At 35.7% G+C, this 21,634-nt stretch carries 26 protein-coding genes and 1 tRNA gene; 22 read left to right on the plus strand and 5 right to left on the minus strand.

Features of this window, described 5'->3' with window-relative positions:
- Nucleotides 1-113: 113 nt before the first annotated feature.
- Nucleotides 114-1,478 carry a magnesium transporter gene (mgtE, locus tag ACZ5Q7_RS08615; protein ID WP_343751250.1) on the plus strand — a complete coding sequence of 455 codons (1,365 nt, stop codon included), beginning with the start codon at nt 114-116 and terminating at the stop codon, nt 1,476-1,478.
- A gap of 86 nt (nt 1,479-1,564) precedes the next feature.
- Nucleotides 1,565-2,092: a CotO family spore coat protein gene (locus ACZ5Q7_RS08620; RefSeq protein WP_343751175.1), complete on the plus strand. Its 528-nt coding sequence runs from the start codon at nt 1,565-1,567 to the stop codon at nt 2,090-2,092.
- Nucleotides 2,093-2,159: 67 nt separating this feature from the next.
- On the opposite strand, the gene ACZ5Q7_RS08625 is transcribed toward ACZ5Q7_RS08620, so the two are convergent.
- From ACZ5Q7_RS08625 to ACZ5Q7_RS08645, 5 genes are all read right to left on the minus strand, one after another.
- Complete coding sequence (locus ACZ5Q7_RS08625; RefSeq protein ID WP_343751173.1) at nt 2,160-2,615, minus strand: CotY/CotZ family spore coat protein; 456 nt, start codon at nt 2,613-2,615, stop codon at nt 2,160-2,162.
- A gap of 227 nt (nt 2,616-2,842) precedes the next feature.
- Nucleotides 2,843-3,544: a DUF421 domain-containing protein gene (locus tag ACZ5Q7_RS08630; RefSeq protein ID WP_343751171.1), complete on the minus strand. Its 702-nt coding sequence runs from the start codon at nt 3,542-3,544 to the stop codon at nt 2,843-2,845.
- A 186-nt stretch (nt 3,545-3,730) separates the two neighbouring features.
- A complete protein-coding gene (locus ACZ5Q7_RS08635; RefSeq protein ID WP_343751169.1) occupies nt 3,731-4,156 on the minus strand; it encodes a GNAT family N-acetyltransferase in 426 nt (141 codons plus the stop codon).
- Nucleotides 4,153-4,671 (minus strand): YjcG family protein, encoded by a 519-nt coding sequence (locus ACZ5Q7_RS08640; RefSeq protein ID WP_343751168.1) that lies wholly within the window; start codon nt 4,669-4,671, stop codon nt 4,153-4,155. Before ACZ5Q7_RS08640 ends, ACZ5Q7_RS08635 begins: the two co-directional genes overlap by 4 nt.
- 106 nt (nt 4,672-4,777) lie before the next feature.
- Entirely contained in the window at nt 4,778-5,512 is a 735-nt protein-coding gene (locus tag ACZ5Q7_RS08645; protein WP_425542340.1) for an alpha/beta hydrolase, read from the minus strand.
- A gap of 163 nt (nt 5,513-5,675) precedes the next feature.
- Here ACZ5Q7_RS08645 and ACZ5Q7_RS08650 point away from each other — a divergent pair, with 163 nt between their 5' ends.
- The 20 genes from ACZ5Q7_RS08650 to ACZ5Q7_RS08745 all read left to right on the plus strand — a co-directional run bounded on the left by ACZ5Q7_RS08650 (nt 5,676) and on the right by ACZ5Q7_RS08745 (nt 21,452).
- Complete coding sequence (locus ACZ5Q7_RS08650) at nt 5,676-5,945, plus strand: hypothetical protein (RefSeq protein WP_343751165.1); 270 nt, start codon at nt 5,676-5,678, stop codon at nt 5,943-5,945.
- A gap of 103 nt (nt 5,946-6,048) precedes the next feature.
- A complete protein-coding gene (locus tag ACZ5Q7_RS08655) occupies nt 6,049-6,726 on the plus strand; it encodes a DUF421 domain-containing protein (protein WP_343751163.1) in 678 nt (225 codons plus the stop codon).
- A gap of 105 nt (nt 6,727-6,831) precedes the next feature.
- Nucleotides 6,832-6,904: transfer RNA gene (locus ACZ5Q7_RS08660), tRNA-Val, on the plus strand.
- A gap of 122 nt (nt 6,905-7,026) precedes the next feature.
- Nucleotides 7,027-7,944 carry a tyrosine-type recombinase/integrase gene (locus tag ACZ5Q7_RS08665; RefSeq protein WP_343751161.1) on the plus strand — a complete coding sequence of 306 codons (918 nt, stop codon included), beginning with the start codon at nt 7,027-7,029 and terminating at the stop codon, nt 7,942-7,944.
- Between the two features lie 13 nt (nt 7,945-7,957).
- Nucleotides 7,958-8,119 (plus strand): hypothetical protein, encoded by a 162-nt coding sequence (locus ACZ5Q7_RS08670; RefSeq protein ID WP_343751159.1) that lies wholly within the window; start codon nt 7,958-7,960, stop codon nt 8,117-8,119.
- Nucleotides 8,120-8,792: 673 nt separating this feature from the next.
- Nucleotides 8,793-9,074, plus strand: a complete 282-nt coding sequence (locus tag ACZ5Q7_RS08675; RefSeq protein ID WP_343751157.1) for a hypothetical protein — start codon at nt 8,793-8,795, stop codon at nt 9,072-9,074.
- A gap of 189 nt (nt 9,075-9,263) precedes the next feature.
- Complete coding sequence (locus ACZ5Q7_RS08680) at nt 9,264-9,617, plus strand: hypothetical protein (protein WP_343751155.1); 354 nt, start codon at nt 9,264-9,266, stop codon at nt 9,615-9,617.
- A 1,478-nt stretch (nt 9,618-11,095) separates the two neighbouring features.
- Complete coding sequence (locus tag ACZ5Q7_RS08685; protein WP_343751152.1) at nt 11,096-11,323, plus strand: BhlA/UviB family holin-like peptide; 228 nt, start codon at nt 11,096-11,098, stop codon at nt 11,321-11,323.
- A gap of 2 nt (nt 11,324-11,325) precedes the next feature.
- Entirely contained in the window at nt 11,326-11,754 is a 429-nt protein-coding gene (locus ACZ5Q7_RS08690) for a hypothetical protein (RefSeq protein ID WP_343751150.1), read from the plus strand.
- Between the two features lie 15 nt (nt 11,755-11,769).
- Nucleotides 11,770-13,071, plus strand: a complete 1,302-nt coding sequence (locus ACZ5Q7_RS08695; protein ID WP_343751148.1) for a M26 family metallopeptidase — start codon at nt 11,770-11,772, stop codon at nt 13,069-13,071.
- On the plus strand, nt 13,068-13,346 hold the full coding sequence (locus ACZ5Q7_RS08700; protein WP_343751145.1) for a hypothetical protein: 279 nt from the start codon (nt 13,068-13,070) through the stop codon (nt 13,344-13,346). Before ACZ5Q7_RS08695 ends, ACZ5Q7_RS08700 begins: the two co-directional genes overlap by 4 nt.
- A gap of 88 nt (nt 13,347-13,434) precedes the next feature.
- Complete coding sequence (locus tag ACZ5Q7_RS08705; protein WP_343751142.1) at nt 13,435-13,875, plus strand: hypothetical protein; 441 nt, start codon at nt 13,435-13,437, stop codon at nt 13,873-13,875.
- Between the two features lie 64 nt (nt 13,876-13,939).
- Complete coding sequence (locus tag ACZ5Q7_RS08710; RefSeq protein WP_343751140.1) at nt 13,940-14,812, plus strand: SU10 major capsid protein; 873 nt, start codon at nt 13,940-13,942, stop codon at nt 14,810-14,812.
- Nucleotides 14,813-15,315: 503 nt separating this feature from the next.
- On the plus strand, nt 15,316-16,125 hold the full coding sequence (locus tag ACZ5Q7_RS08715; protein WP_343751138.1) for a hypothetical protein: 810 nt from the start codon (nt 15,316-15,318) through the stop codon (nt 16,123-16,125).
- 15 nt (nt 16,126-16,140) lie between these two features.
- Nucleotides 16,141-16,344: a hypothetical protein gene (locus tag ACZ5Q7_RS08720; protein ID WP_343751136.1), complete on the plus strand. Its 204-nt coding sequence runs from the start codon at nt 16,141-16,143 to the stop codon at nt 16,342-16,344.
- Between the two features lie 575 nt (nt 16,345-16,919).
- A complete protein-coding gene (locus ACZ5Q7_RS08725) occupies nt 16,920-17,831 on the plus strand; it encodes a hypothetical protein (protein ID WP_343751135.1) in 912 nt (303 codons plus the stop codon).
- Nucleotides 17,832-17,885: 54 nt separating this feature from the next.
- Nucleotides 17,886-18,080, plus strand: a complete 195-nt coding sequence (locus ACZ5Q7_RS08730) for a hypothetical protein (RefSeq protein WP_343751134.1) — start codon at nt 17,886-17,888, stop codon at nt 18,078-18,080.
- Nucleotides 18,073-18,474, plus strand: a complete 402-nt coding sequence (locus tag ACZ5Q7_RS08735; RefSeq protein ID WP_343751133.1) for a hypothetical protein — start codon at nt 18,073-18,075, stop codon at nt 18,472-18,474. Before ACZ5Q7_RS08730 ends, ACZ5Q7_RS08735 begins: the two co-directional genes overlap by 8 nt.
- Nucleotides 18,475-18,493: 19 nt before the next feature.
- The gene (locus tag ACZ5Q7_RS08740; RefSeq protein ID WP_343751132.1) at nt 18,494-20,068 is read left to right on the plus strand and encodes a DNA packaging protein; all 1,575 of its coding nucleotides are present in this window, start codon (nt 18,494-18,496) and stop codon (nt 20,066-20,068) included.
- A 37-nt stretch (nt 20,069-20,105) separates the two neighbouring features.
- Nucleotides 20,106-21,452, plus strand: a complete 1,347-nt coding sequence (locus tag ACZ5Q7_RS08745; RefSeq protein WP_343751131.1) for a phage portal protein — start codon at nt 20,106-20,108, stop codon at nt 21,450-21,452.
- Nucleotides 21,453-21,634 lie beyond the last annotated feature (182 nt).

Consider the following 21,634-nt stretch of genomic DNA (forward strand, 5'->3'; position numbering starts at 1 on the left):
CTTCAGTTTACATGATACAACTCAATAATTTAAGTGCTGTGTTGAAAAATGATTAACGTTTAAGGAAATTTACATGAAATGGTATAATGTGGCCGTGAGGAAGGAAGGACGTGATGTTGTTGGAAAACACAGATGTGAACAAAAGTCAATGGGAGGATCTTCATACATATATTGACAATGATGAAATGGAACCGTTCCGTGACGAATTTCTGTCGATGCATCCATATGATCAATCCCTGTTTTTTGAAAAGCAACAGGAATATGTCCGACAGCATATTTATACATACTTGTCTCCAAATGAAACAGCCGATATCATGGAACATATTGAACTGGTGGATATCAAACCGTTCATAACAGAAATGGATCCGCGATTTGCTGCGATGGTTATTGGGGAAATGGCAACGGATGATGCGGTCGATATTCTGAATGAACTGGACAAAGATGTCGTTGTCAGTTTGTTGACGATGATGGATGCAAAGGACGCTGATGAGATCAAAGAGCTGCTGCATTACGAGGAGAAAACTGCCGGCAGTATCATGACGACAGAGTTTGTCGCTGTTCATCAGACAAAAACGGTTAAAGATACGATGAATTTCCTCAAAGCAGAAGCGCCGGATGCTGAAACTATTTACTATTTATACGTCATTGATGCGGATAAACATTTGGTCGGGGTCGTTTCACTGAGAGACTTAATTGTCGCAGAAGAGGATGTTCGCATTTCTGATGTGATGAATGAAAATGTATTTGCTGTATCGGTTGGAAAAGATCAGGAAGAGGTATCGCAAATGATGCGTGATTATGACTTTCTGGCTTTGCCTGTCGTTGATTTTCAACATCATTTACTCGGAATTATAACATTTGATGATATTTTGGACGTGATGGACGAAGAAGCAACTGACGACTATTCCAAGTTGGCTGGTGTGACCGATACAGATCGTCCTCAGGATGGAGCTTTTGCTGCAGCAAAAAAACGTCTTCCATGGCTCGTCATTCTATCATTTTTAGGCATGCTGACAGCAAGTTTGATTAACCAATTTGAGAAAACACTTGATCAGATGGCCGTTCTGGCTATTTTTATTCCGCTGATTGCCGGAATGAGTGGCAATACGGGAACACAAGCTCTTGCGGTTGCTGTGCGGGGACTGGCGACAGGAAATTTCAGCAAAGAAGGGAAATGGAAACTTATTCTGCGTGAGGCTTCAACAGGGATGATCACCGGTGCTGTCTGTGGAACGGTCATTACGGCTATCGTTTATGTATGGCAGGGAGATTTTTTCCTTGGATTATTGGTGGGTGTATCCATTATGGCGACATTGATTGTAGCCACATTATCCGGGGCCTTGGTGCCTATTTTTATGGATAAGCTTCAAATTGATCCGGCGGTTGCATCAGGACCATTCATTACGACGATCAACGATATCATTTCCATTCTAATATATTTTGGCCTGGCAACGGCATTCATGCAACTTCTCATATAGAAAATCCTGGGATTTATAGGCAAACACACATTCATAAGCCCATTCATACACTAACGTAACGAATGGATACAAAGGAGTGTGTGGAAATGGGAAACAAAAAAAGTGCCAACAGTCCATTGTTGTATATTCAACAGCCGACGACCCGAACACCGGAAGCACCGATGCAAAGCAGTTATAAAACACCAAAAAAGTCAGATACAAAAAACCAATCCATGACAACGAAAAGTTCTGTCAAACGATCAGGCGGCCGGAATTCCTTTTTTGAGCAAGAAAAGGTTGAAAATAAACATCCGGCTGATACTGCAGGGCCGGCTGATCCACAAGCGAACGATGATGATAACATAGAGGAAAAAGATGCATCCCACAATGACACAACAAGCGAACACCGGAAGCAATTTAAAGATATGTCGCTTCAGGAGCGCGTTGAATATTTTCTGAACAGACCGGCACACGTTCCTCCAATGCGCTGTGAAATTAAGACGAATGAACGACGTTATCGCGGAATCATAACCGATTATCAGGACGAAACCGTCTACGTGCGCGTAGGAAGGCGTTCCACCCCGACTGCTATTTCATTTAGTGAGATTCATGATATACAAATGGTTGGGTTTTAACGACATCCGTCCATCCATTAAGAAAAAAGGTGCTCCGGGTTGACCGGAGCACCTTTATGATAGGTCGTTAAAATGCGTTTATTGCTGGCAGGCATGTGACATGGCAGAAGCAATTTGAATCAACGGTGATGCAAATGCCGGTTGCACGTAGATTACTGGTATCCTGGTCAACCGGATTATCCGGATTTCTGCTCGTGTCACCCGGGTCACGAAGCAATTCTACGACAGCACAGCAGTCATCATCCACCCGTTTGACCCGGAAGTAGAAGCTGGCCATCATGTCACCAATGTTATCCGGGTTGGCACCGAATCCTTTGAATGGTTCACAGTTGTCTTCACAGTACAGGATAACAGGCACGGTGTCCAGCCCGTTTCCTTGATCGGTGTCACCAAGCAGATCGTTTATTGATTTTTCACAGCTGGTGGTGCAGCAATTCTCAACGACATCGTTTTGCGCGTTAGCAATTTCCTTTAGAATATCACAGACGCAGTTGCCTGTTTCATGATATTTTCCACAACCCATGAATAAATACCCCTTTCATTAGGTGATTGACGTAGTGTCCCTAACAGGGTATGTGCTGATACGAATAAAGTGTGGGCAGGCGTCATGATGGATAAATATTATTTTTACAGATAGAGCCAAAATTAAAAGGGTGGAATAATTATGTTGTGATCCTGGTATAAAAGAAAGGAGAAAACTGTTTCATTGAATGGGCAGTCTTCTCCGGCAATTGTTCCAAAATGGGGACGTCACTTATCGTTGTCTCTTATATTATATGTCATGGCAAACAGATGCTGTTGATCCGGCTGCCATTCCGCATAAGATACATCGTCAACGGCGGAGATGTTTTGCAGGTGTAATGTTTGGACAAGCCATTCTTCAGTCAGTTTAGCTTCTTTCAGGTTATCCCAAACAATTTCGCCATCGCTGATTAATGTTTTGGCGATTTTTACTGGTGCGGGCGGGACGTTTAGATCTGATTTGGTCGGGGTCTGATAATCCGATTTTTTCAAAACGGACACCTTCCCATCCGTCTCCAGCACTGCGTATTCCACTTCTTCCAAAGAAAATACATCTTTTTCCCGCAGTAAATGTTGTAGTTGATCGATATCCAATCGATTTTTTTTCAGTTCATCATACATAAGTTGCCCCTTATAAATAGCCATTGATGGCTTTCCTTCAAGAAACCCCCTGCTTCCTTTGTAGCGCTGGGAAATTTTTTCGATAATGTACAATAATAATCCCCATAATACAATGACAAACGTCATCTCGGTAATTCCGGCCTTTTTTTCAAACAATGCATTCCCGACAAATTCACCGAGAATAATGGCAGAAATGAAATCAAACGGCGTCAGTGCGTTAAGCTGTGATTTCCCGAGAAATTTCACAAGAAAAAATAGGGCAATGAACCCAAATACGGTATCTATAAACATAAAAAAATACTCGTTCAATGCATTTTCCCCCTTTTGATACAGTCCTTAGCATAACCAAAACAGGGATAACAATGCATTGTGTGAAAAATAATGTAATCAATTAGGGCATCAGTCAAGGGCGTTTTGTCGTATATGGCTGATCCACGCACTCCTATGAATGCGTAATAAAAAAGATATCCCCTTTGCTTTAAAGGGATACCTCTGTCACGCTAATGATTTGGTCATGGTCACATGAGGAATGCCTGCATCCATGAACTCATCTGATACCACTTCATAGCCAAGCCGTTTATATAAGGAGACGGCTCGAATCTGAGCATTTAAGGTCGCTGTTTGGAATCCTTTTTGTTTAATGGTGTCTTCCATGGCCCGAATGATTTGCGAACCGTGCGATTTGCCACGCTGATGCTGAACAACACAAATGCGTTCCAGCTTTCCGTAGCTATCGGTGAAGCGTACACGGGATGCAGCAATCGGTTCATTATCTTCATAGCCGACTAAATGGATAGCTTTGTTGTCGTATTCATCCATTTCCAACTCCAAAGGAACGCGTTGTTCTTCAATGAATACGATGGAGCGAACGCTATACGCATCTTCTTGTTCTTTAGCTGTCGCAGCTTGTTTAATGTTCATACATATTCCTTCCCGAATACAAAGGTTTCGTATACAGTCCAAATGCCATTGTCCAGTTGATAAACAAGGTTGAATCGGTCAATGGTATCCCGTATTTGAATATCTTTCATACTGATGCTGCCGTAAACGTCGGAGTACTCATCATCAGTCAATTCTTGTGCAATGGTAATGTGCGGCACAAATGAGTAGGTCCGTTCACCGGGGAATTTTTCCGTATGCATGTTATCGGATAGATCATATAATTGTTGAGTCGGCTCCACTTTTAAATAAATGGTATTGGTAACCGGTGCAAACGTACTTACTTTATTGATGCTGATAGCAATTGGATCTGTCTGATTGGCGATGTGTTTCAGCTCTGTCACTAGTTCCTCAATTTTTTGATCGTTTGCTTCAAATTCCTCTTTTAGCGTCAAATGCGGCGGAACTAGAGCATAATGCGGGTCATAGCGTTTTCTGTAGGAATTAATTTCATCTTGAACAGGTTTGGTTGGAAAAGCAACAATACCATATTTCATACAAAGCCTCCTTATATTAATGGTTATTCGGTAGAAACAATATAGCTTTTATTATAACAAAAAAAGGCTTGCATTAGAAAGTGAAACGGTTGAGAGTTTTGTGAATTCAATTAAAAAGGGCTGCGAAAGCGTGTTTCAAATCGTCTTGCCAATATTTCCATGTATGGTTTCCATGTTCTAGCTCGTGATAAACACTTGGCAATCCTTTTTTCTTGATGTGTTCGTGCAATTGGCGGTTTGGTGTAAGAAAATCAGCCTGTCCGCCATCGGTCGTATGAACCGTCGTTTCATCGGTTCCAATGGTATGATAAGTGGAAACAGGATGCAGTGTTTGGGCTTTCGTTACTGTGTCAAGGACGGTGTCATCGACATAAGGAGACTGCATAATGACATTACCAAACGTTTTCGGATATTTCAGAGCAGTCATTAAAGCCAGTGTCCCCGCCAGCGAATCACCAATCAAGGCACGGGAATGCCCCACTTGGCTGGAGGGAAGCCGCTCGTCCAGAAAGGGCACAACTTCTTGTACAAGAAATGACATGTACGCCTTCTGCTGACTGCCATTTGGATGGTACTTTTGTTGTCGGTCATACTTGTCCTGATAATGGATACCAATAAGAATAGTGTTTTCCATGTCTCCATTCTCATGCAACCGGTCACTCAGTGTTGCAGCCCGTCCAAGCTGATAATAATCATCACCATCTTGCATGATGGCAAGGCGATATGTATCAAGAGAGGAAACACTTTCCGGTACATATATTTTTAACAACATGGTTTCTTCTAAATAATGACTGTCCAATCGTTCGTCCATCATTTTTCCTTTGCGTCCGATGATAGTCACCTCATTACTGTTATTTTTTTCTTTTTCATTGTATCATGTTTGTCGCTAAGTCGTTAATGTGGGCAGATTTGTTGTTTTTGGAAATGATTTTTAAGGATAGTTCTCAGCTCTGTTATCAAAACTATGGATTGGGGACTTATCTTTTAAAAAGGAGTGCTGGAGAATGAACAATGTAATGACATCAGTCATGGCTGTTGGTGCTGCAGGGGCAGCCATTTATGGTATTCGCAAAGGGATGCAGAATGGAACATTTCAGCGTATGCCGCAATCGATTTCCAATATGATGAATAACAACCAGATGCAAAACAATGCTAAACAGCAGTCAGCTGGGGGGAATATGCCCACTCAGCAATTTACAAGCCAAATGAAAAACAGCACTACGGGATCACAGAACAAACAGCAACAAATGGGTTACCAAATGACATCCCAGTAAGTAGGAAGAGATGGCTTTTTGTAGCCATCTCTTCATTTACCTATAATTCATGTCCTAGGTGTATATACTATTTGAAAAACCACACATGCAGGTGAGTTGGCTCATGTTGTTATTTATCGGGAAAATCATTATCCTTTATTTTTTTACAATCAGCATTATCAGGCTAATGGGGAAGTCTGCATTTGCTCAATTAACAGCACATGATCTCGCAGGGATATTTTTTGTTATTTCCATAGCCGCCGGTCCAGTTGTTACAGAAAGCTTTTTAAAAACAATTGTCGGTCTTACCCTGGTTGGCTTGATACATGTCGGGTTTTCCAAGTTGATGTTGGTCAATTGGATTAATCGAATTTTTATCGGTAAACCCACGATTGTCATTAAGCATGGCAAATTGATTAAAGCCAATTTGAAATGGTCCACATTATCACTGGCGGAAATTTTGTCAGAAGTACGCGAAAAAGGCTATCCGGACATTACATTAATTGAACATGCGTTAATTGAACCAAATGGTGCTATCAGTGTCATACCCAAACAGAATTCCGCACCCGTAACCCCTGCACAAATGGGGATGAAAATGGATTATCAAGGGGTTCCGATTTCCGTGGTCGTTGAAGGACGTATCCAGCACAAAAATCTGTCTCTTGCCAATCTTGATGAACAGACTCTTAGGAACAAGCTCGATCAAGAGGGATATCCGGATTTGCAAAATATTTTTTACGCTGCTGTCCGTGATCATGATCATTCGCTTACGATTGATACAGGGGACGGAGAACGTGTATAACGATGCGTCGCTTTTTTAGCTGTGTAAAAAAGGAGGACAAAATATATTGACATATGCTAATGAATGGGGTATAGTAATACTTGTCGATAAAAAATTAATCAAAACGATTCCGTAGCTCAGCTGGGAGAGCGCATGCTTGACAGGCATGAGGTCGGTGGTTCGAGCCCACTCGGAATCATAATTGGCATCATATCAACGTTTAAAAGGTTATATAAGTAGTATTTTGTTATCTGGTTGCAGATATAATTGCTACTATTCAAATTAGTCACTTCACATCTAAAGATGGGAGGTGGCTTTTTTTTGTTGTTAAAGTTTGCTCTACAAGAGTTTATTGAAGATAGGGAATTTCAAAATTTATCGGAAACGACGCTAACAAGTTACAAGGATACATTTAAACAATTTGAAGAATTTTGCACATCTAAAGAAATTGTCAATGTCAATGATGTAACGACAAACACCATCAAAAGTTATATCAATCATTGCCGTAAATTAGGAAATAATACAACTAGCACAAACAGCAAACTTAGGCGGTTGAAGGCGTTATTCAATCATCTAGTAAATGAAGAAGTAATAAAAACAAATCCTGCTTCTAAATTATCGTCATCAAAAGAGGATATAAAAATTGAAGTATTTAGTGATAATCAGGTTAAACAAATGCTTAACTATTATAGACGTATCAAGAAACGTGAGAAGTCATTTTTTGCGTATAGGGATTACACAATAATTGTTGTATTACTGTCTACTGGTCTTAGGCAAACGGAACTTACCCATTTGAAATGGGCAAACATTGACTTTAACTATTACACCTTGAAGGTATTTGGTAAATCAAGAAAAATTGAAACAATACCGTTGACCGAGAAGTTAGTTAAAGAATTGGCAAGTTACAAAGTGTATTGTGAGCAGACGTTTGGCAAGGACAATTTAAACGATTATGTATTTACCAATCGTCAAAATAAACCACTATCTGCTAATGCTGTACAGAATGTATTTAAGCGATTATCCAAAATAATGAACTTTAAAGATGTTAGATTAAGTAGTCACACATTCAGACACACGTTCTGTCAAAGATGTATTCAGTCAGGAATGAGTACGTTTGCTGTCCAAAAATTAATGCGCCATTCGTCAATTTCAACGACTGAACGTTATGCGGCTATGTGGGGCAATGATTTAGCGGAACAGAATGATAAATACAATCCATTAAATAATTTAGAGGTGTAAAGGAGAGAATCAAATGGAAGTACAAAATGAAAATGGCAGAATCAAAGTGGAAGCAAGTTATGATGAAATGGCAAACATCATCTATGCGCTAGATATGTTTAATGCAACCAATGACAATCAAACAACAAAAGATTTAGCATTCCAATTACACAATCCAATGGTTGTTAAAAAATAAGCCAAAATAAATAGGGCTAATGTTGTTCACAGCAACACTAACCCCTTAAAACTAAATAGAAACTACCTAAAACCTGTAACCTTATAATACCAAAAAAAACAGGGTATTACAAGGCGTATTTAGTAATGTCTTTTTTAGGTTGTTTCTTTGGTGGACTTGCCAACTTACACCAATCAAAAATAAACTGGAAAGGTATAGGACTGAGCCGATGCAATTAAATCAGTATAGGTGACAATGAACGGTTTCTCTATTACGTTCGTCACTGAAGGGTGAAAGCCACCTTAAAACGCTGATTGTTAGGACAGTTTGAGGTAAATGTACCTGCAAGATATTCCATAAGTACCTTTTAGGGAAACCACTAGGGCAAATTGACGTGAGTAGGAATATTGAGATTATTAATCTCACAACAATAGAGTTTATATACGGATACCATATCGTGATATACGATAATAATTATTAAAGTTGTCTTGTCTTTTGTTCATCTGATAATTATTTTTTATCTTTTGAACATAGGCAAGGCAACTTTTTGGCCGTTGTCCATTCGTTCAACCGATAATAGCCAAAACCCAATTCTGAATCAAGGGAGAAATACTCTTTGCAAATTTTGGTAAAATGGAAAAATTTGTGGTACAATAATATTATAATAAATTAAATGGTTGGAGGTTATTGAATCATGTGGACATTGTTTGTGGTTTTATCAGTGGTTATAATTTTGTTTTTAGTATTTTTAACAGATTATTTACCTAAACATCAAGCCAGAATTGTAAAAATATCAAGTATAATTGGTGTGCCAATTTGTATGTTGCTTTTTGTTTCGATTATTCCATCAAATGATTATGATAGTGATAATTACTACGATACAGAAGATCCTGAAGATATGACAGAAGAACAGTTTGAAGATTTCATGGAATGGAAATTGGAAAAAGATAATAACGAAAATAAAATGTTTGAATAATTGTTTAAGTCACCTAAAAGGTGGCTTATTTTTATGTTTATTTTAAGAAGGAGCGGTGGTGTTAAAAATCATTATACTAATCATAGTATACAGAATATTCTTGACAATTGATTTAATCGGTAGTATTATAGAATTAGGTCAAAGATAGTCAAAGTCAAAATCAAAACAGATTAAAGGAGAGATTTAAGAATGGAATTTAATAATGAGTTGGCAATGTTGGAAGTACCAAAGATCAATGAGGTTGTTGAAAAATTTAGTAACGGTGACATTAATTGGACACAACAACAGTTTGAAAGTTTCCTAGAAGGAATCAAAGTTGACCAAGTAGCAAAGAATTTTCAGGATGATTACTTATATCATGATGTTGTAGGGAATATGTTTAGTGTGGATGAATGGGAAGATATGGATTCACAAGAAGTGTACGATGAACTTAAACTTAACTATCCAGAGTGGTTAGAAGGAATATTAGTAGATGTAGGGTATGAAGAAGAAGCAAATGAACTATCCAAAGAAATTGAACAAAATATGATGACACTTATTTAAAGGTTAGGGATTATACCCTTTCCTTTTTTATGTTGAGGAATTTTTGATGTTTAAGACCGAAAAACTAGCGAAATAGAATGGTATTTATCTTAATAGAATAGAATAACGTTCGATTCTGGTAAATCTTTGTAATCCTTGTGTGTCAATTGATTTGAAGTTTGTATATTTTTGCCATAACAGCAAAAACATTGATTTAAAAATAATATTTATAAAAATTGAACCGTCTCTAAGGGAGAAAAAGCGAGAAAATGGAAATCCTTTAAAGCCCACCATATCAACATTTATTTAAAAATGGTAATTATATAAGTTACATAAACGTTGCCATTACTGTATTTTGTTGAGGTTAAAAAATAACACCATATAGGAGAATAATGTTCGATTCTTAAAAATCTTTGTATCCTTTGTCTGCCAACTGATTTGAAGTTTGGATATTTTTACCATAACAGCAAAAACACTGATATGACAACATTGTTTCTAAAAATTGGATTGCCTCTAAGGGAGACAAATGTGAAGTGATAGAAATCGTGAGAAGTACCATTACATCAACATTGATAAAAGTCAACATACTTTCATTGTTGTCGTGGCAGTGTTTAGTAGTTATGCCATGAAGGAAGATGTGGACAATAAGTGATATTTATCTTATTAGGTGCTATCACAAAAATAATTGCCACGATAAGCGTACTTCAACCACTGTCATATTAGTATTCTTACAGTGCCCAAGTAGAGGGGAAGCATGTAACGACTTTTAACCTGATATTTTTCTTAATAGGTGTATATGATGTTGTAACGATTTAGAAAAATAGAAAAATCCCAAACCCCTTGACATACAAGGGATACAGCGTTTATTGGTATAAGAGTTAATAATGGAAGGGAAGCAAAATGTTAGTATTAGCATTTAGAAGATACCTAAAAATACTTTATACAAGGTACTTTTAGATGTTACCAGTACACATGTATATATGGAGAGAAGATGAAAACCTAACGCAATAGACCCTTATTTATCTTAGTAGGGTGTAAGCATGTAGCGAAATGGAAAAATCCTAAACTTATTGACACACAAGGGTTATAGAAGTTGCTAGTATAAGAGTTAATAATGGAAGGGAAATAATATTGATATATGTTATAGGATAAGTCACTCTATATAGATAGGGTATCTGCTTTAAATATTTAAGGTAATTACACGAAAAAAGTGGTAAAAAATATTCCAAAAGTGCATATAAGGGATGGGGAACTTTAAATATTTAAAAGAGATTAGTACAATCTCTAGCATATTTAAGCATTAATAATACCTAGTTTTACCAGTTTATTTATTACGTCAGAACTTCATGTTTTGACTTCCGTTTTTTGATGGGTAGTCGGTTATCGGCTACCTTTTTTTCTGTTTTTTTATTCATAAATATGAGTATTTTAAAAATTTTTTATTCATAAATATGAACGAGTATATATAATCACTTTTATCTTTAATTGGGGGTGATTGCATGGAATTTTTGACACAAATACCGATTGAAACATGGATGTCACAAGGCGTATTCGCTGTTTTATTTGTATTTTTATTGTTAGATACAAGGAAAGAAGCAAAAAAACGTGAAGATAAATTAAACGAGCAAATTAATAATCAGAATCAGGTACAAGGCAAGATAGTACAGACGTTGGAAAGGTTAGAAACAAAAATATCAAGTTTGACGAACAATAAGGGGGATAAGTAGTTATGGCAGAGATTACAGCAGATGCTTATACGTTACTAAAAAAGCATATAGTAGAAAACTGGACAAGAGTTATATTATTTGATGACAAAGACAATAATATTGTTACCATAGACAGTACCGATAGTCGTTTTAGTTGGATTCATGCAACGAAACAAATGACATTGGGATACGATAGCGTGGGTAATCCAATGAAAGAAGATGTACCAGATTCGCAAACACTGAAATTAGAAATTGTTTTAACAGGTTCAGACAGCGACGTTAGTTTAGATACAACATTTGCCAAAATTGAATTGAATGAAATAACTGGTTCATCCTATGAAAATCCAAGTGACAAAGTTGTATCAACTGAAACATTCACTAACTTCACGATTTCCAAAGATGGCGACAAATTGACTGTGACCCACGAAATTGAAGTACCCCAAGTTAAGTAAAGGGGGGTGTAGTAAATGGCAACCTTAATAAAAACACCCCAAGATTTAGATAATATAAGAAATGATTTATCGGGTACATATGAGTTAGCAAATGACATTGATATGAGTGGCTTTGGTGACTTAACACCATTAAGTAATATAGATAATCGTTTCACTGGTTCTTTTGATGGTAAAGGGCATGTTATTCGTAATCTAACTATTAATAGTACCACAGATTATGTTGGTCTATTCGGTATAGACAATGGTTCAACTATTAAAAATGTTGGATTGTTGAATGTAATTGTATCAAATACAGGCAGTCATACAGGTGCGTTAATTGGTCGATTATACGGAACAGTTGACAAATGCTATTCAAAAGGAACAGTTGATGGTGCTGATAATACAGGTGGTCTAATTGGTTCTGCATATGGTGGAATTACAAATGACAGTTATTCTCATGCAAATGTGACAGGTAATAAATATGTTGGTGGATTCATTGGTCATGGCGGTGCTGGTTATTCAAACGCAGAATTATATAGATGTTATTCAATGGGAACAGTATCAGGAACAAGTGATGTTGGTGCATTTATAGGTTATTATGATGGTACAACCATGAAGAACGCCTATTATAATTCAGATGTTTATTCCACAGACCCTAAAGCAACAGGATTGACAACAACACAGATAGGTCAAAAGTCATCTTATACAGATTGGGATTTCACAAATACATGGTTGATGGATGGAGAACCTTATCTACGAGTTTTAGGTAAACCAACAACACCATCTAAAGAAGAAAGCAGAACCACTATATCATACACCAATCCAATTTATTCCAGTATTAGTATTGACTTACCACCACAATCTGAAAATGTAACGGTAAATACATTCGTAAGTAAGGTCACAGCCAACACAAACGTTGCACAAATAACAAATAAAAATGTCTCGACCTATGTATCCTCAATCCATTCTAAAGCCACACAGGACGCTGTATCACCAAATACAGATACTCGTAATGTAACAGGATATATTAGCCCAATTCAATCAAATGTCATTACAGATACCTTTTCACTAAATAAGGGTAATCTTAATGTAACAAGTTATATAAATCCGATTCAAGCAAATGTCAATGCTGTATTCAATCGAGGGGAAATATCGGTTAATAGAAACGTATCAAGCCATATCAATCCAATAGTAACTGATGTAATCACACCAATAGACAGTTTACCTATGATTGGTCATATCAGTATAATTAAGAATTTTTCAAATACTGAAATACATACCAATCCAACCAATACAACTTTTGTTGTAAATCCATCGTATAGCGAGGTGGTGAAGTGATATATCAAGGTGACACAGTACGGTTAAAATGTAACTTTAAGTCGTTGAATGGTCAAGCAATAGACCCTAGTAATCCTACTTTGACATTGTATGACGATACGCAAAAACAAATTAAACAGATTACATTAGATGACACCAATAAGCAAGATAAAGGTGTCTATTTTTATGACTACACTGTACCCGATGACAAACAAGAAGTGATATTCGAGTTTCGAGGGGAACATAATAAAAATCCAGTTGTAGTCAGGGATAGTATTGATATTGGGTTTGTTTAGTTTAAATGTCCTTTAAATGTAGATGTTTGTTGGCTCGTTTACATTAAAGGTATTTTAAAAGTTAAATTAAAAAAGGAGAGATTTACAAATGGCAGAAGAAAATCCAGAACAACAAGAACAACAAGGACAAGGCAATCAGGAACAGGAGCAAGAGCAAGTGGAAACAGTCAATAAGGCAGATTATGACAAGGTTGTAGCAGAACGTGATGACTTGTTGCAGTACAAGCCACATGAGCCATCGGAAGAAGAACAACAATTCCAACAGCAGAAACAAGAGTTGTTCGACGAAAAGGTTAATTTGCAGTTGGAAAAGAATGGGCTATCTAATTTTAAAGATGTAATCAAGGTAAATGATGAAGATGAATTGAATAATACAATTAAGTCATTAAATAAAATTGTCAAACAAGTCAAGTTGGATTCGGGCTATGTGCCTGAACAACATGCCAAAGATGATGAGTATTCAAAATTTGAAAAAAATGGTAACACAGAAGGTATGATTGGAACTAAGTTAGCAAAATTGTTCAAGTAATGGGAAATATTTCCCAAAATATATAAAACTATAACTAAAACTAATAGAAAAGGATGATTAATATATGTTTACGAATAGTAACTTTACACCGGCAGAACAGGTGTCACTTAGTAATGAGATTGCAAAGGTAGGCGTACAATCTACACCATTTACAAGTATGTTGATGCAGAAAGGTAACATTGAAAGGGCAAATTCTACGATTTATAGTTTCATTGAAAAGGTTCTCGATAATACGGACGATATTACACAAGAAGAAGGCGCAGATGCTACTAATTTTTATTCAAGTAATCGGAAAGAACTTAACAATATTATGGAAATCTTTAGTAAAGGCGTATCTATCAGTGGTTCAGCACAAGCAATGAAACAAGGTCAACTATCCCAAGAGGTAAATGACCGTCTTACCGAACTCAAGATTGCTATGGAAAAGAAGTTAATTACGGGCAAAAAGCAGGATGGCTCTACTGGCAAGCGTAAAATGTCTGGTCTGATTGAGTTTGCCGATTCCAGTAACGCTGTATCTACAACTGGAAATATTAAGGAACAAACAATCAAAGATGCCATGCAGAAGTTGTGGAATAAAGATTTGATGGAAGGCGAATATTATGCACTAGTAAACGCAGACGTAAAAGAAAATATTGACAAGATTTACGAAAATAATTACAATTACGTCCACCAAACCACAAATTTTGGGGCATTGGCTAATTCAGTGAATACCAACTACGGTACGGTACACTTCCTTTTAAGTAAGCATGTACCTGCTAACAAGGCAGTATTCTTTAATTCTGCCTATACTGATTTGGCATATCTTCGTGAGCCATCTTTTCAACCATTGGCTAAAAATGGTGATAGTAACCGTGCATTGGTTGTTGCTGAATCTACACTTAAAGTTGCAAGTCCGAAAGCCGTATCCGTTGTAACAACTAACACCAAAGCATAGTAATCACATAAATATTAGAGGGTATCCGATTGGGTATCCTCTTTTTAATTTAATTATCGTGGTATCTACCACGTTAAAAAGTGTAAATCCAAAAAAGGAGAAAAGAAAATGGAAGAAAAGGAGTTGTATCTATTAAAGCGTAGACGCAAAGGAATCGGTCAGAAGTACCTATCACAAGAATTATCTTGTAACCAATCTCTAATAAGTAAATTCGAGAAAGATAAATGTACAATGTCCGATTACAGGATAAGGAAATACAAAGAGATAATAGATAATTAATTTTTACAAATAATCAAAAAACGGAGGTGAAAATGTGAAGGATACAACATAATTGTCCACTTCTTTGACCGTTTTAGTAAATCAATCGCAATGCTAAAACATTATGGTCTTAGAGTGGCAGGAAGAAAAATGTTCCCAAAATGAGGAAAATGAATAACCCCCCTATATTAGGGGGATAGCCGAATAATTGGAAGTGGAAGATTAGTTTCTTTCACATGTAACAGATGAAAAAAGAATTAAGAGATAAGATGCCTGAATGGTGTTTTGCGCCCGAGCGCAATTATTCAACAGTTTTAACAAATGATATAGATAGTTTAGTAGGTTGTGCCATTGAACATGAAGTAAATGGCAATCAGATAAATTATTTTTATGACTTTGACAATATATATAAACAAGACAAAAATGTCCGAAAGCCATCACTAGGGATTGATTTAGCATTGACATATGGTAAATGTTGGGATAATCATGTCACACGCATACAACATGATAGCCATGTCAATCCGCAATCGGCAAATGTAAATTCAATCCTAAATATATCAGGTAACAATTATTTTGATAAATATGCAGGAAGTACCGCATTATTAATGTGGTCTTTTTACGGATTGCCATTGCCACCAACAAAATTAGGCAAGATGTTGTTATTATCTATTGATAGTGCATTCTTAGGACACTATGACGACAAATTCAAAGACGTACATAACAAATATTTAAGGTTATTAGGATTTGAAGAATTGATAACCATTCTCAATGAAACAGATAAGCAAGATTATTATGATTTGATACGTAAATATAAGTTAAATTCAGACATTAAAATTAATGAAGATGGCTATTTACAGACAGAACTTCCATTTGAAGTGCTGTCAGAGGGCTTAAATTTGCAATTAGATTTACCTAGTCGACCATTCCATTTGCAAAATGAATATGAGAGCAAATATGGTACGGTGACTGGCAACGAATCAGGTAAGTTGAAGCCGAATGTAGTCAGTTTCGCATTGACGAATCGAAAATTTTACAAATACACAGTAAAAATATAAAGGGGAAATTTGAAGATGACTATTAGAAATGAAGATTTATTTTATTGTTATTCTAAAAATTTGAGTGACCATATTTATCATTATACAGGTGGTCACAACGGTGGAATTGTTCCATTGACAGTGGCAATCAATCCAAAGAGTGGGAACACATTCTCACTTTATGCGAAGTCACCTGAATTACAAAAGGCGTTAGACGCTTACAAGAATCAAAATGAGTAATTCCCATTGCAAAATTTTGTGTGTATAGGTATGACATTAGTAGTTATAATATACACCGTTGCAGAATCTTGTATATTTAGGGATAACTTAAAAGCAATCATATCAAGGGTTTTGGGAATTTGGCATATAAAAGTGTGTAAAATTTCTACTTTTCCCTTGACTCCATTGCAGAATTATGTATAATGAGGGATAGGAAAGTAGTTATCCATTGCAGAATTATGTGTACACAGGGATTTATATGTAAAAGTATAAAAAAGTATCTAAATCCCTTTTATGGCAATGGTTTTGGCTATTCAGGTTAAAGAACCCCATTGCAGAATTTTGTATTTTTAGGGGTAACAGAAGGAAATCCACTGCAAAAAAATGTACACATAGGGATATAATTAATTTTAAGTAATAATATTAATAAATTTAAAGTAATATTTCGCGGTGTAAATTTACCATTTAACCGCTTTAACTTTTAACTCTTAAAGATTAAGTTCAAAGTCAAGTTCAAGTTCAAATTCATTCTTGTACATTGATTATTTGTTATTAGTTACATATCTATAAATTTAAAAAGAAGGAGAATCCGTAAAATGAAATTTGATAATTATGCATTACCGAGTATTAAAATCAAATCAAATTGGTTTGATGGGAAAGATAATATGTTTAAGAAAATTGGTAAAGAAGAAGGTTTAAATTTATACTTACAATTATTTAGGTTTAGGTTACATCAAGGTAAATATGATGAACATGTGTTTCGTGTAACAATTGGTGAGTTAAAAGAGTTTACAAAGATGAATTGTAAAACTAAGTTGAGAAATAATCAAGTATTCGATTTGTTAAAGAAAATGTCTAGGGCAGGTATTATTGAATTACATAAACCTGTACGGTGGAATTATTTAGTTGATGAAAATGATAAAATTAAACCTGATACATTAATTGTGTTAAAAGCAATAGATGTTCCGCATACTTATAAAGGTGCTGATAAAAATGGCGTTAGTATTGACAGTCCGACGACGGACAATGATTACTATATAACGATTAATTTTAATACAATTGATTATATATATAACGACCTTTCTTTAACGTCTAAAGAGGTATCTGTTTATTTGTTAATGTTGAAGTTGTCTAATAACAGTGAACACAAAGCGAATATCAATATTAATAAAATAGAAAATTGGTTAGGTTACAGCGACGATACAATAACTAATATACTTATTACTTTAAATGAGAATTATTTACTTGCAACCCATACCAAAAAAAATGGTAAAAAGATTAATTTTGAACATGTTCCGTTGCGTTCATATAGTCGAATTGAAACGTTTAAGAGGGATGCAGATGAAATTATTCAAAAGTTTTTAAAACGCTATGGCAAAGCCGAGAATAAGGAATACAATCCATTTGATGATATTGAAGAAGATATTGATTCGGAAAATTGGGGTTCAAGTCCTAATGGATACGATCAAGAAACAGGTGAAATTAAATTTGATTTAACTCAGTCCTAGATAATGTCTAGGGCTTTTTTTATATACAACTAATCTAAAAAGGGGAATCGATTAATGGAAAATCAGAACGTATTTAAGTTGAAGCAAGATCAAAAAAGTTTAAATGAAAAAGTGGATAATATTGAAAACATGTTAATGCAGAATATCGAGCAAACGGCCATTGTCAATGACGAATGTAAACAAATAAGTAAACAAATTAAAGAAATCAGTAACAAGTTGGAATCAGTGGTAGGTGAGAATCATGAATGAGTTGGAAAAATATTTAAAAAGTATAAATTGGAAGAAAGAGCAATATTTTCGTTGGAAGTTCAACCTGTTTTACGATAAAAGCAAACCTGAAAAAACAGAAGAAGAATTGATGAAGAAAACAGAAGTCCGTACCATGAATAGTTTCTATAATTGGGAAAAAAGTTCCGAGTATAAAGCATTATTAAATCTGTATATGGATTATCGTGCAACGCAGGATTTTGAAGAAATTTATGATTTGATTAGTCAACGTGCTAAAGAACAAGGGAACGAAAAAGATATTAAACTATTCTTGCAGTTAAAGAAGGAAATAAAAGATAACAGAAAAATTGTTAAAGAGATATTCGAGAAACAGGATGATGATGATGAGGTCGAGGATGACGACTTAGAAATATAGAATCGAAAAAGGTGATTAAATGGCAGTAACTAAAAAGCAAAAATTACAAAAGATATTTAATTCGTTTGAGTTGTTTGCTAAGAATTTTATTTACATTGTAAATACGCAAAATCAGGAACAACAGATGACGTTAAACCTTGCACAGCAGGAAATAAATGATTTGATGAAGGATAACCGTTATCTCATTATTAATAAAGCCAGACGTGCCGGAATAAGTACCATGATGTTGGCTAAAGCAATTTTTCAGGCGTGTACACAGCCAAACAGTAACATTTTGATCGTGTCTTATGAGGGTGACAGTGCAAAGGCACTTTTTAACCAGTTAAAATTTATGAATGACAATCTGCCGAGGGATAAATATCCTAATTTGTTTCCTGAAACGAAAAGGGATAATAAACAAGAATTACTTTTAACTAATGGTAGTAGAGTTGTAAGTACGGTAGCAGGGTACAAGGATATTGGACGTGGAATGTCAATTAGTTGGGCGCACTTGTCGGAATATGCCTTTTACAGCAATCAGAAAGAACAGTTATTGTCCATTGAGCAAGCATTGATAGATAAAGGAAGAATTTCCATAGAAACAACCAGTAACGGTATATCGAACCATTATTATAGGTTGTATAATCAAGCCAAACGTGGCAATTCAAAGTACAAGAATTATTTCATTCCATGGTTTCACCCTTTCTATCGTGAAAGTAAAAAAGGGGAATATGACGAAGCAGAAGCATGGTATAAAGCACAAACTGGCGACAGATTACGTTACAAGGATTTGAATGAAGAACAAAGGCGATTATATGAGCAAAATGCCAATTTAAGGCAGTTAATGTGGCGAGAATATAAGTTACAGGACATGAAATTGGAAGATTTCTTCCAAGAATATCCAAGTAATGACATGGAATCGTTTATTAGTACAAATAAATCGGTGTTTGACCAAAATAAGGTATTAGAACGACTTAAATATGTTATGCCAGATATTCCATTGAATGAATTAAGTGATGTTCCTGGTAGTTTGCAAAGATACATAGGCAAAGAGTTAAAGATATTTCATGAATACAATCCTAAGAAATATTACTATGCAGGCGTGGACGTATCGCATGGTGGTGGCGGTGATTCAAGCACATGTACAATCATAGATGACGAAGGTGTGGAATGTGCAAGTTTTGGATCAAATAAATTGCCCGTGTACCAGTTTGCTGATGTATTACATGAATTGTTGATGTGGTATGGACAGCCATTTACAGCGATTGAACGTAATAACGTTGGTATAGTCCTATTAGAGAAGATGCGTGAAGAATACCATTACCAGAATCTATATAAGGAAAAACTATTCGACCAGAAGGGTAAACGTAAGAGCCAGTTAGGTTTTACCCAAACTGTTTCGTCAAAACCAGTTCTTTTAGAGAAATTTAAGGAAAACTTTGAACGTGGATATATCCTATTGAATGATGTGGAAAGTTTAGAGCAAATGCAGATATATCAGAATTTAGGTGGACAGAAAATGGGGAATAAACAAGGCGAGCAGAATCATGATGATAAGGTTATCAGTTGTTCATTGGCTAATTTGGCTAAAGACCAAAACAAGTGGTATATATAAAGCCGACATTTTTTCGGTATTAGAAAGGGATGATAAGGTGGAGTTACAAGAATATATCCGTAACCGATATGATGGACAGTTTAAAAAGTTCATGCAAGAAGAAGTTAATTCTGTTCCTGCACAACAGCACATACGGGAAATTGTTGATATTAAAGAGTATCTAGGCAAGAATCAGCATAAGATTAATACACGTCCTAATGAAATGTTTAATGGTAAACAGATAGAAGTAGAACGTGTTACATTAAACTATGCTAAACAAATTATTAATTTTAGTGTTAATTTTCTGTTAGGTAAGAATCCAGTCCAATTGGCGGGCAAAGAGAATGTTATTAATGAATTGAATAAGGTGTACAAGAAAGGCAAATACCACAAGATTGATTATCGTGTGTTGAGTGACATTGTGCGCTACGGGGAATCGTTTGAATATGTTTATGTTAAAGATGGGAATATATTCAGTCAGACAATAGATCCCAGTGAAGCATATCCAGTGTATGACCCTGAAACTAATGAAATGCTTTCTTTTGTTCAATACTATCATAGTGACTATACAGATTATTATATTGTGTTTACTGATGATATTGTGGCTAAGTACAGTAACATAGGTGGCGAGGATATACGATTGATTGAACAGCGTCCTAATAATACTGGCTTGCCTATTCATTATAAGACAGAAAATGAAATGGATAGCACACGTGGACACGCAGAGATAAATGACTTCATTGATATTATTGACAGTATGGAGCATTTACTTAGTAAAGCAGTCGATGGCTATTACAGACATATCATGGGAACTCCGGTTCTTACTGGTCAATCGTTGACTAATGCAGAATTGCCGAAGCATGGTGCTGCAGGAGCGCATGGCTTACGATTAGATGATGATGGTGACTTTAAATATGTAACGAATCCATTCGATCATCAAGCATTTAAGGAATTGTATGGAACGTTGAAGAATGCTTTAGGTGATATTGCCAGTATGCCTAATGTGTTATTGAATGGTAGTAGTACAATTAGTAATGTTGGTGACGTGGCTATTGAGAGTATATTTTATTTAAGTTTAATTAAGGCAAACATGAATAGTAAAATACTAACAGATGGCTTTGAACAGCGTATAGAGAAAATGAGGAATGTATTGGCTATGCAGGGTATTGAGTTTAGTGATGATGATTTTGAGGAAACTAATTTTGTATTTAGTCCAGATATGCCGAAAGACGATAGCCAGATGATTGAGAATATTGAGAAGTTGAAAGAGATTGGTGTAATTAGTACGGAGAGTGCGTTGGATAATGTAAGTTTCTTGGATAAGGTAAGTGAGATGGAGAGATTGGCTAGTCAAGGTGCAGATGATGGTGTAGGAAATACGGATGATGATAATGGTGATGGCTAATATTTGCAGGGATACATGTGGCGTTCTGTTGTAGTAGATAATACTATGTGTAGAGTTGTATAAGAATGTTAATGTGATAGGAAATAATTGGGAAATAAAAATGTCAGAAATTTTTCGCTGTTACAATAGTAATTGAAAGTAATTATCAATTATACATAATAAATGATACAAGAGCCAGATAC

Source organism: Lentibacillus halophilus (genome assembly GCF_055395055.1).

Coding starts and splice junctions, on each gene's coding strand:
- ACZ5Q7_RS08685 (WP_343751152.1), top strand. CDS start 11,096: ATGGAATTTTTGACACAAATACCGATTGAAACATGGATGTCACAAGGC.
- mgtE (WP_343751250.1), top strand. CDS start 114: ATGTTGTTGGAAAACACAGATGTGAACAAAAGTCAATGGGAGGATCTT.
- ACZ5Q7_RS08670 (WP_343751159.1), top strand. CDS start 7,958: ATGGAAGTACAAAATGAAAATGGCAGAATCAAAGTGGAAGCAAGTTAT.
- ACZ5Q7_RS08640 (WP_343751168.1), bottom strand. CDS start 4,671: ATGAAATATGGTATTGTTGCTTTTCCAACCAAACCTGTTCAAGATGAA.
- ACZ5Q7_RS08635 (WP_343751169.1), bottom strand. CDS start 4,156: ATGAACATTAAACAAGCTGCGACAGCTAAAGAACAAGAAGATGCGTAT.
- ACZ5Q7_RS08675 (WP_343751157.1), top strand. CDS start 8,793: ATGTGGACATTGTTTGTGGTTTTATCAGTGGTTATAATTTTGTTTTTA.
- ACZ5Q7_RS08710 (WP_343751140.1), top strand. CDS start 13,940: ATGTTTACGAATAGTAACTTTACACCGGCAGAACAGGTGTCACTTAGT.
- ACZ5Q7_RS08725 (WP_343751135.1), top strand. CDS start 16,920: ATGAAATTTGATAATTATGCATTACCGAGTATTAAAATCAAATCAAAT.
- ACZ5Q7_RS08735 (WP_343751133.1), top strand. CDS start 18,073: ATGAATGAGTTGGAAAAATATTTAAAAAGTATAAATTGGAAGAAAGAG.
- ACZ5Q7_RS08680 (WP_343751155.1), top strand. CDS start 9,264: ATGGAATTTAATAATGAGTTGGCAATGTTGGAAGTACCAAAGATCAAT.
- ACZ5Q7_RS08715 (WP_343751138.1), top strand. CDS start 15,316: ATGAAAAAAGAATTAAGAGATAAGATGCCTGAATGGTGTTTTGCGCCC.
- ACZ5Q7_RS08720 (WP_343751136.1), top strand. CDS start 16,141: ATGACTATTAGAAATGAAGATTTATTTTATTGTTATTCTAAAAATTTG.
- ACZ5Q7_RS08740 (WP_343751132.1), top strand. CDS start 18,494: ATGGCAGTAACTAAAAAGCAAAAATTACAAAAGATATTTAATTCGTTT.
- ACZ5Q7_RS08620 (WP_343751175.1), top strand. CDS start 1,565: ATGGGAAACAAAAAAAGTGCCAACAGTCCATTGTTGTATATTCAACAG.
- ACZ5Q7_RS08625 (WP_343751173.1), bottom strand. CDS start 2,615: ATGGGTTGTGGAAAATATCATGAAACAGGCAACTGCGTCTGTGATATT.
- ACZ5Q7_RS08730 (WP_343751134.1), top strand. CDS start 17,886: ATGGAAAATCAGAACGTATTTAAGTTGAAGCAAGATCAAAAAAGTTTA.
- ACZ5Q7_RS08695 (WP_343751148.1), top strand. CDS start 11,770: ATGGCAACCTTAATAAAAACACCCCAAGATTTAGATAATATAAGAAAT.
- ACZ5Q7_RS08650 (WP_343751165.1), top strand. CDS start 5,676: ATGAACAATGTAATGACATCAGTCATGGCTGTTGGTGCTGCAGGGGCA.
- ACZ5Q7_RS08690 (WP_343751150.1), top strand. CDS start 11,326: ATGGCAGAGATTACAGCAGATGCTTATACGTTACTAAAAAAGCATATA.
- ACZ5Q7_RS08655 (WP_343751163.1), top strand. CDS start 6,049: ATGTTGTTATTTATCGGGAAAATCATTATCCTTTATTTTTTTACAATC.
- ACZ5Q7_RS08705 (WP_343751142.1), top strand. CDS start 13,435: ATGGCAGAAGAAAATCCAGAACAACAAGAACAACAAGGACAAGGCAAT.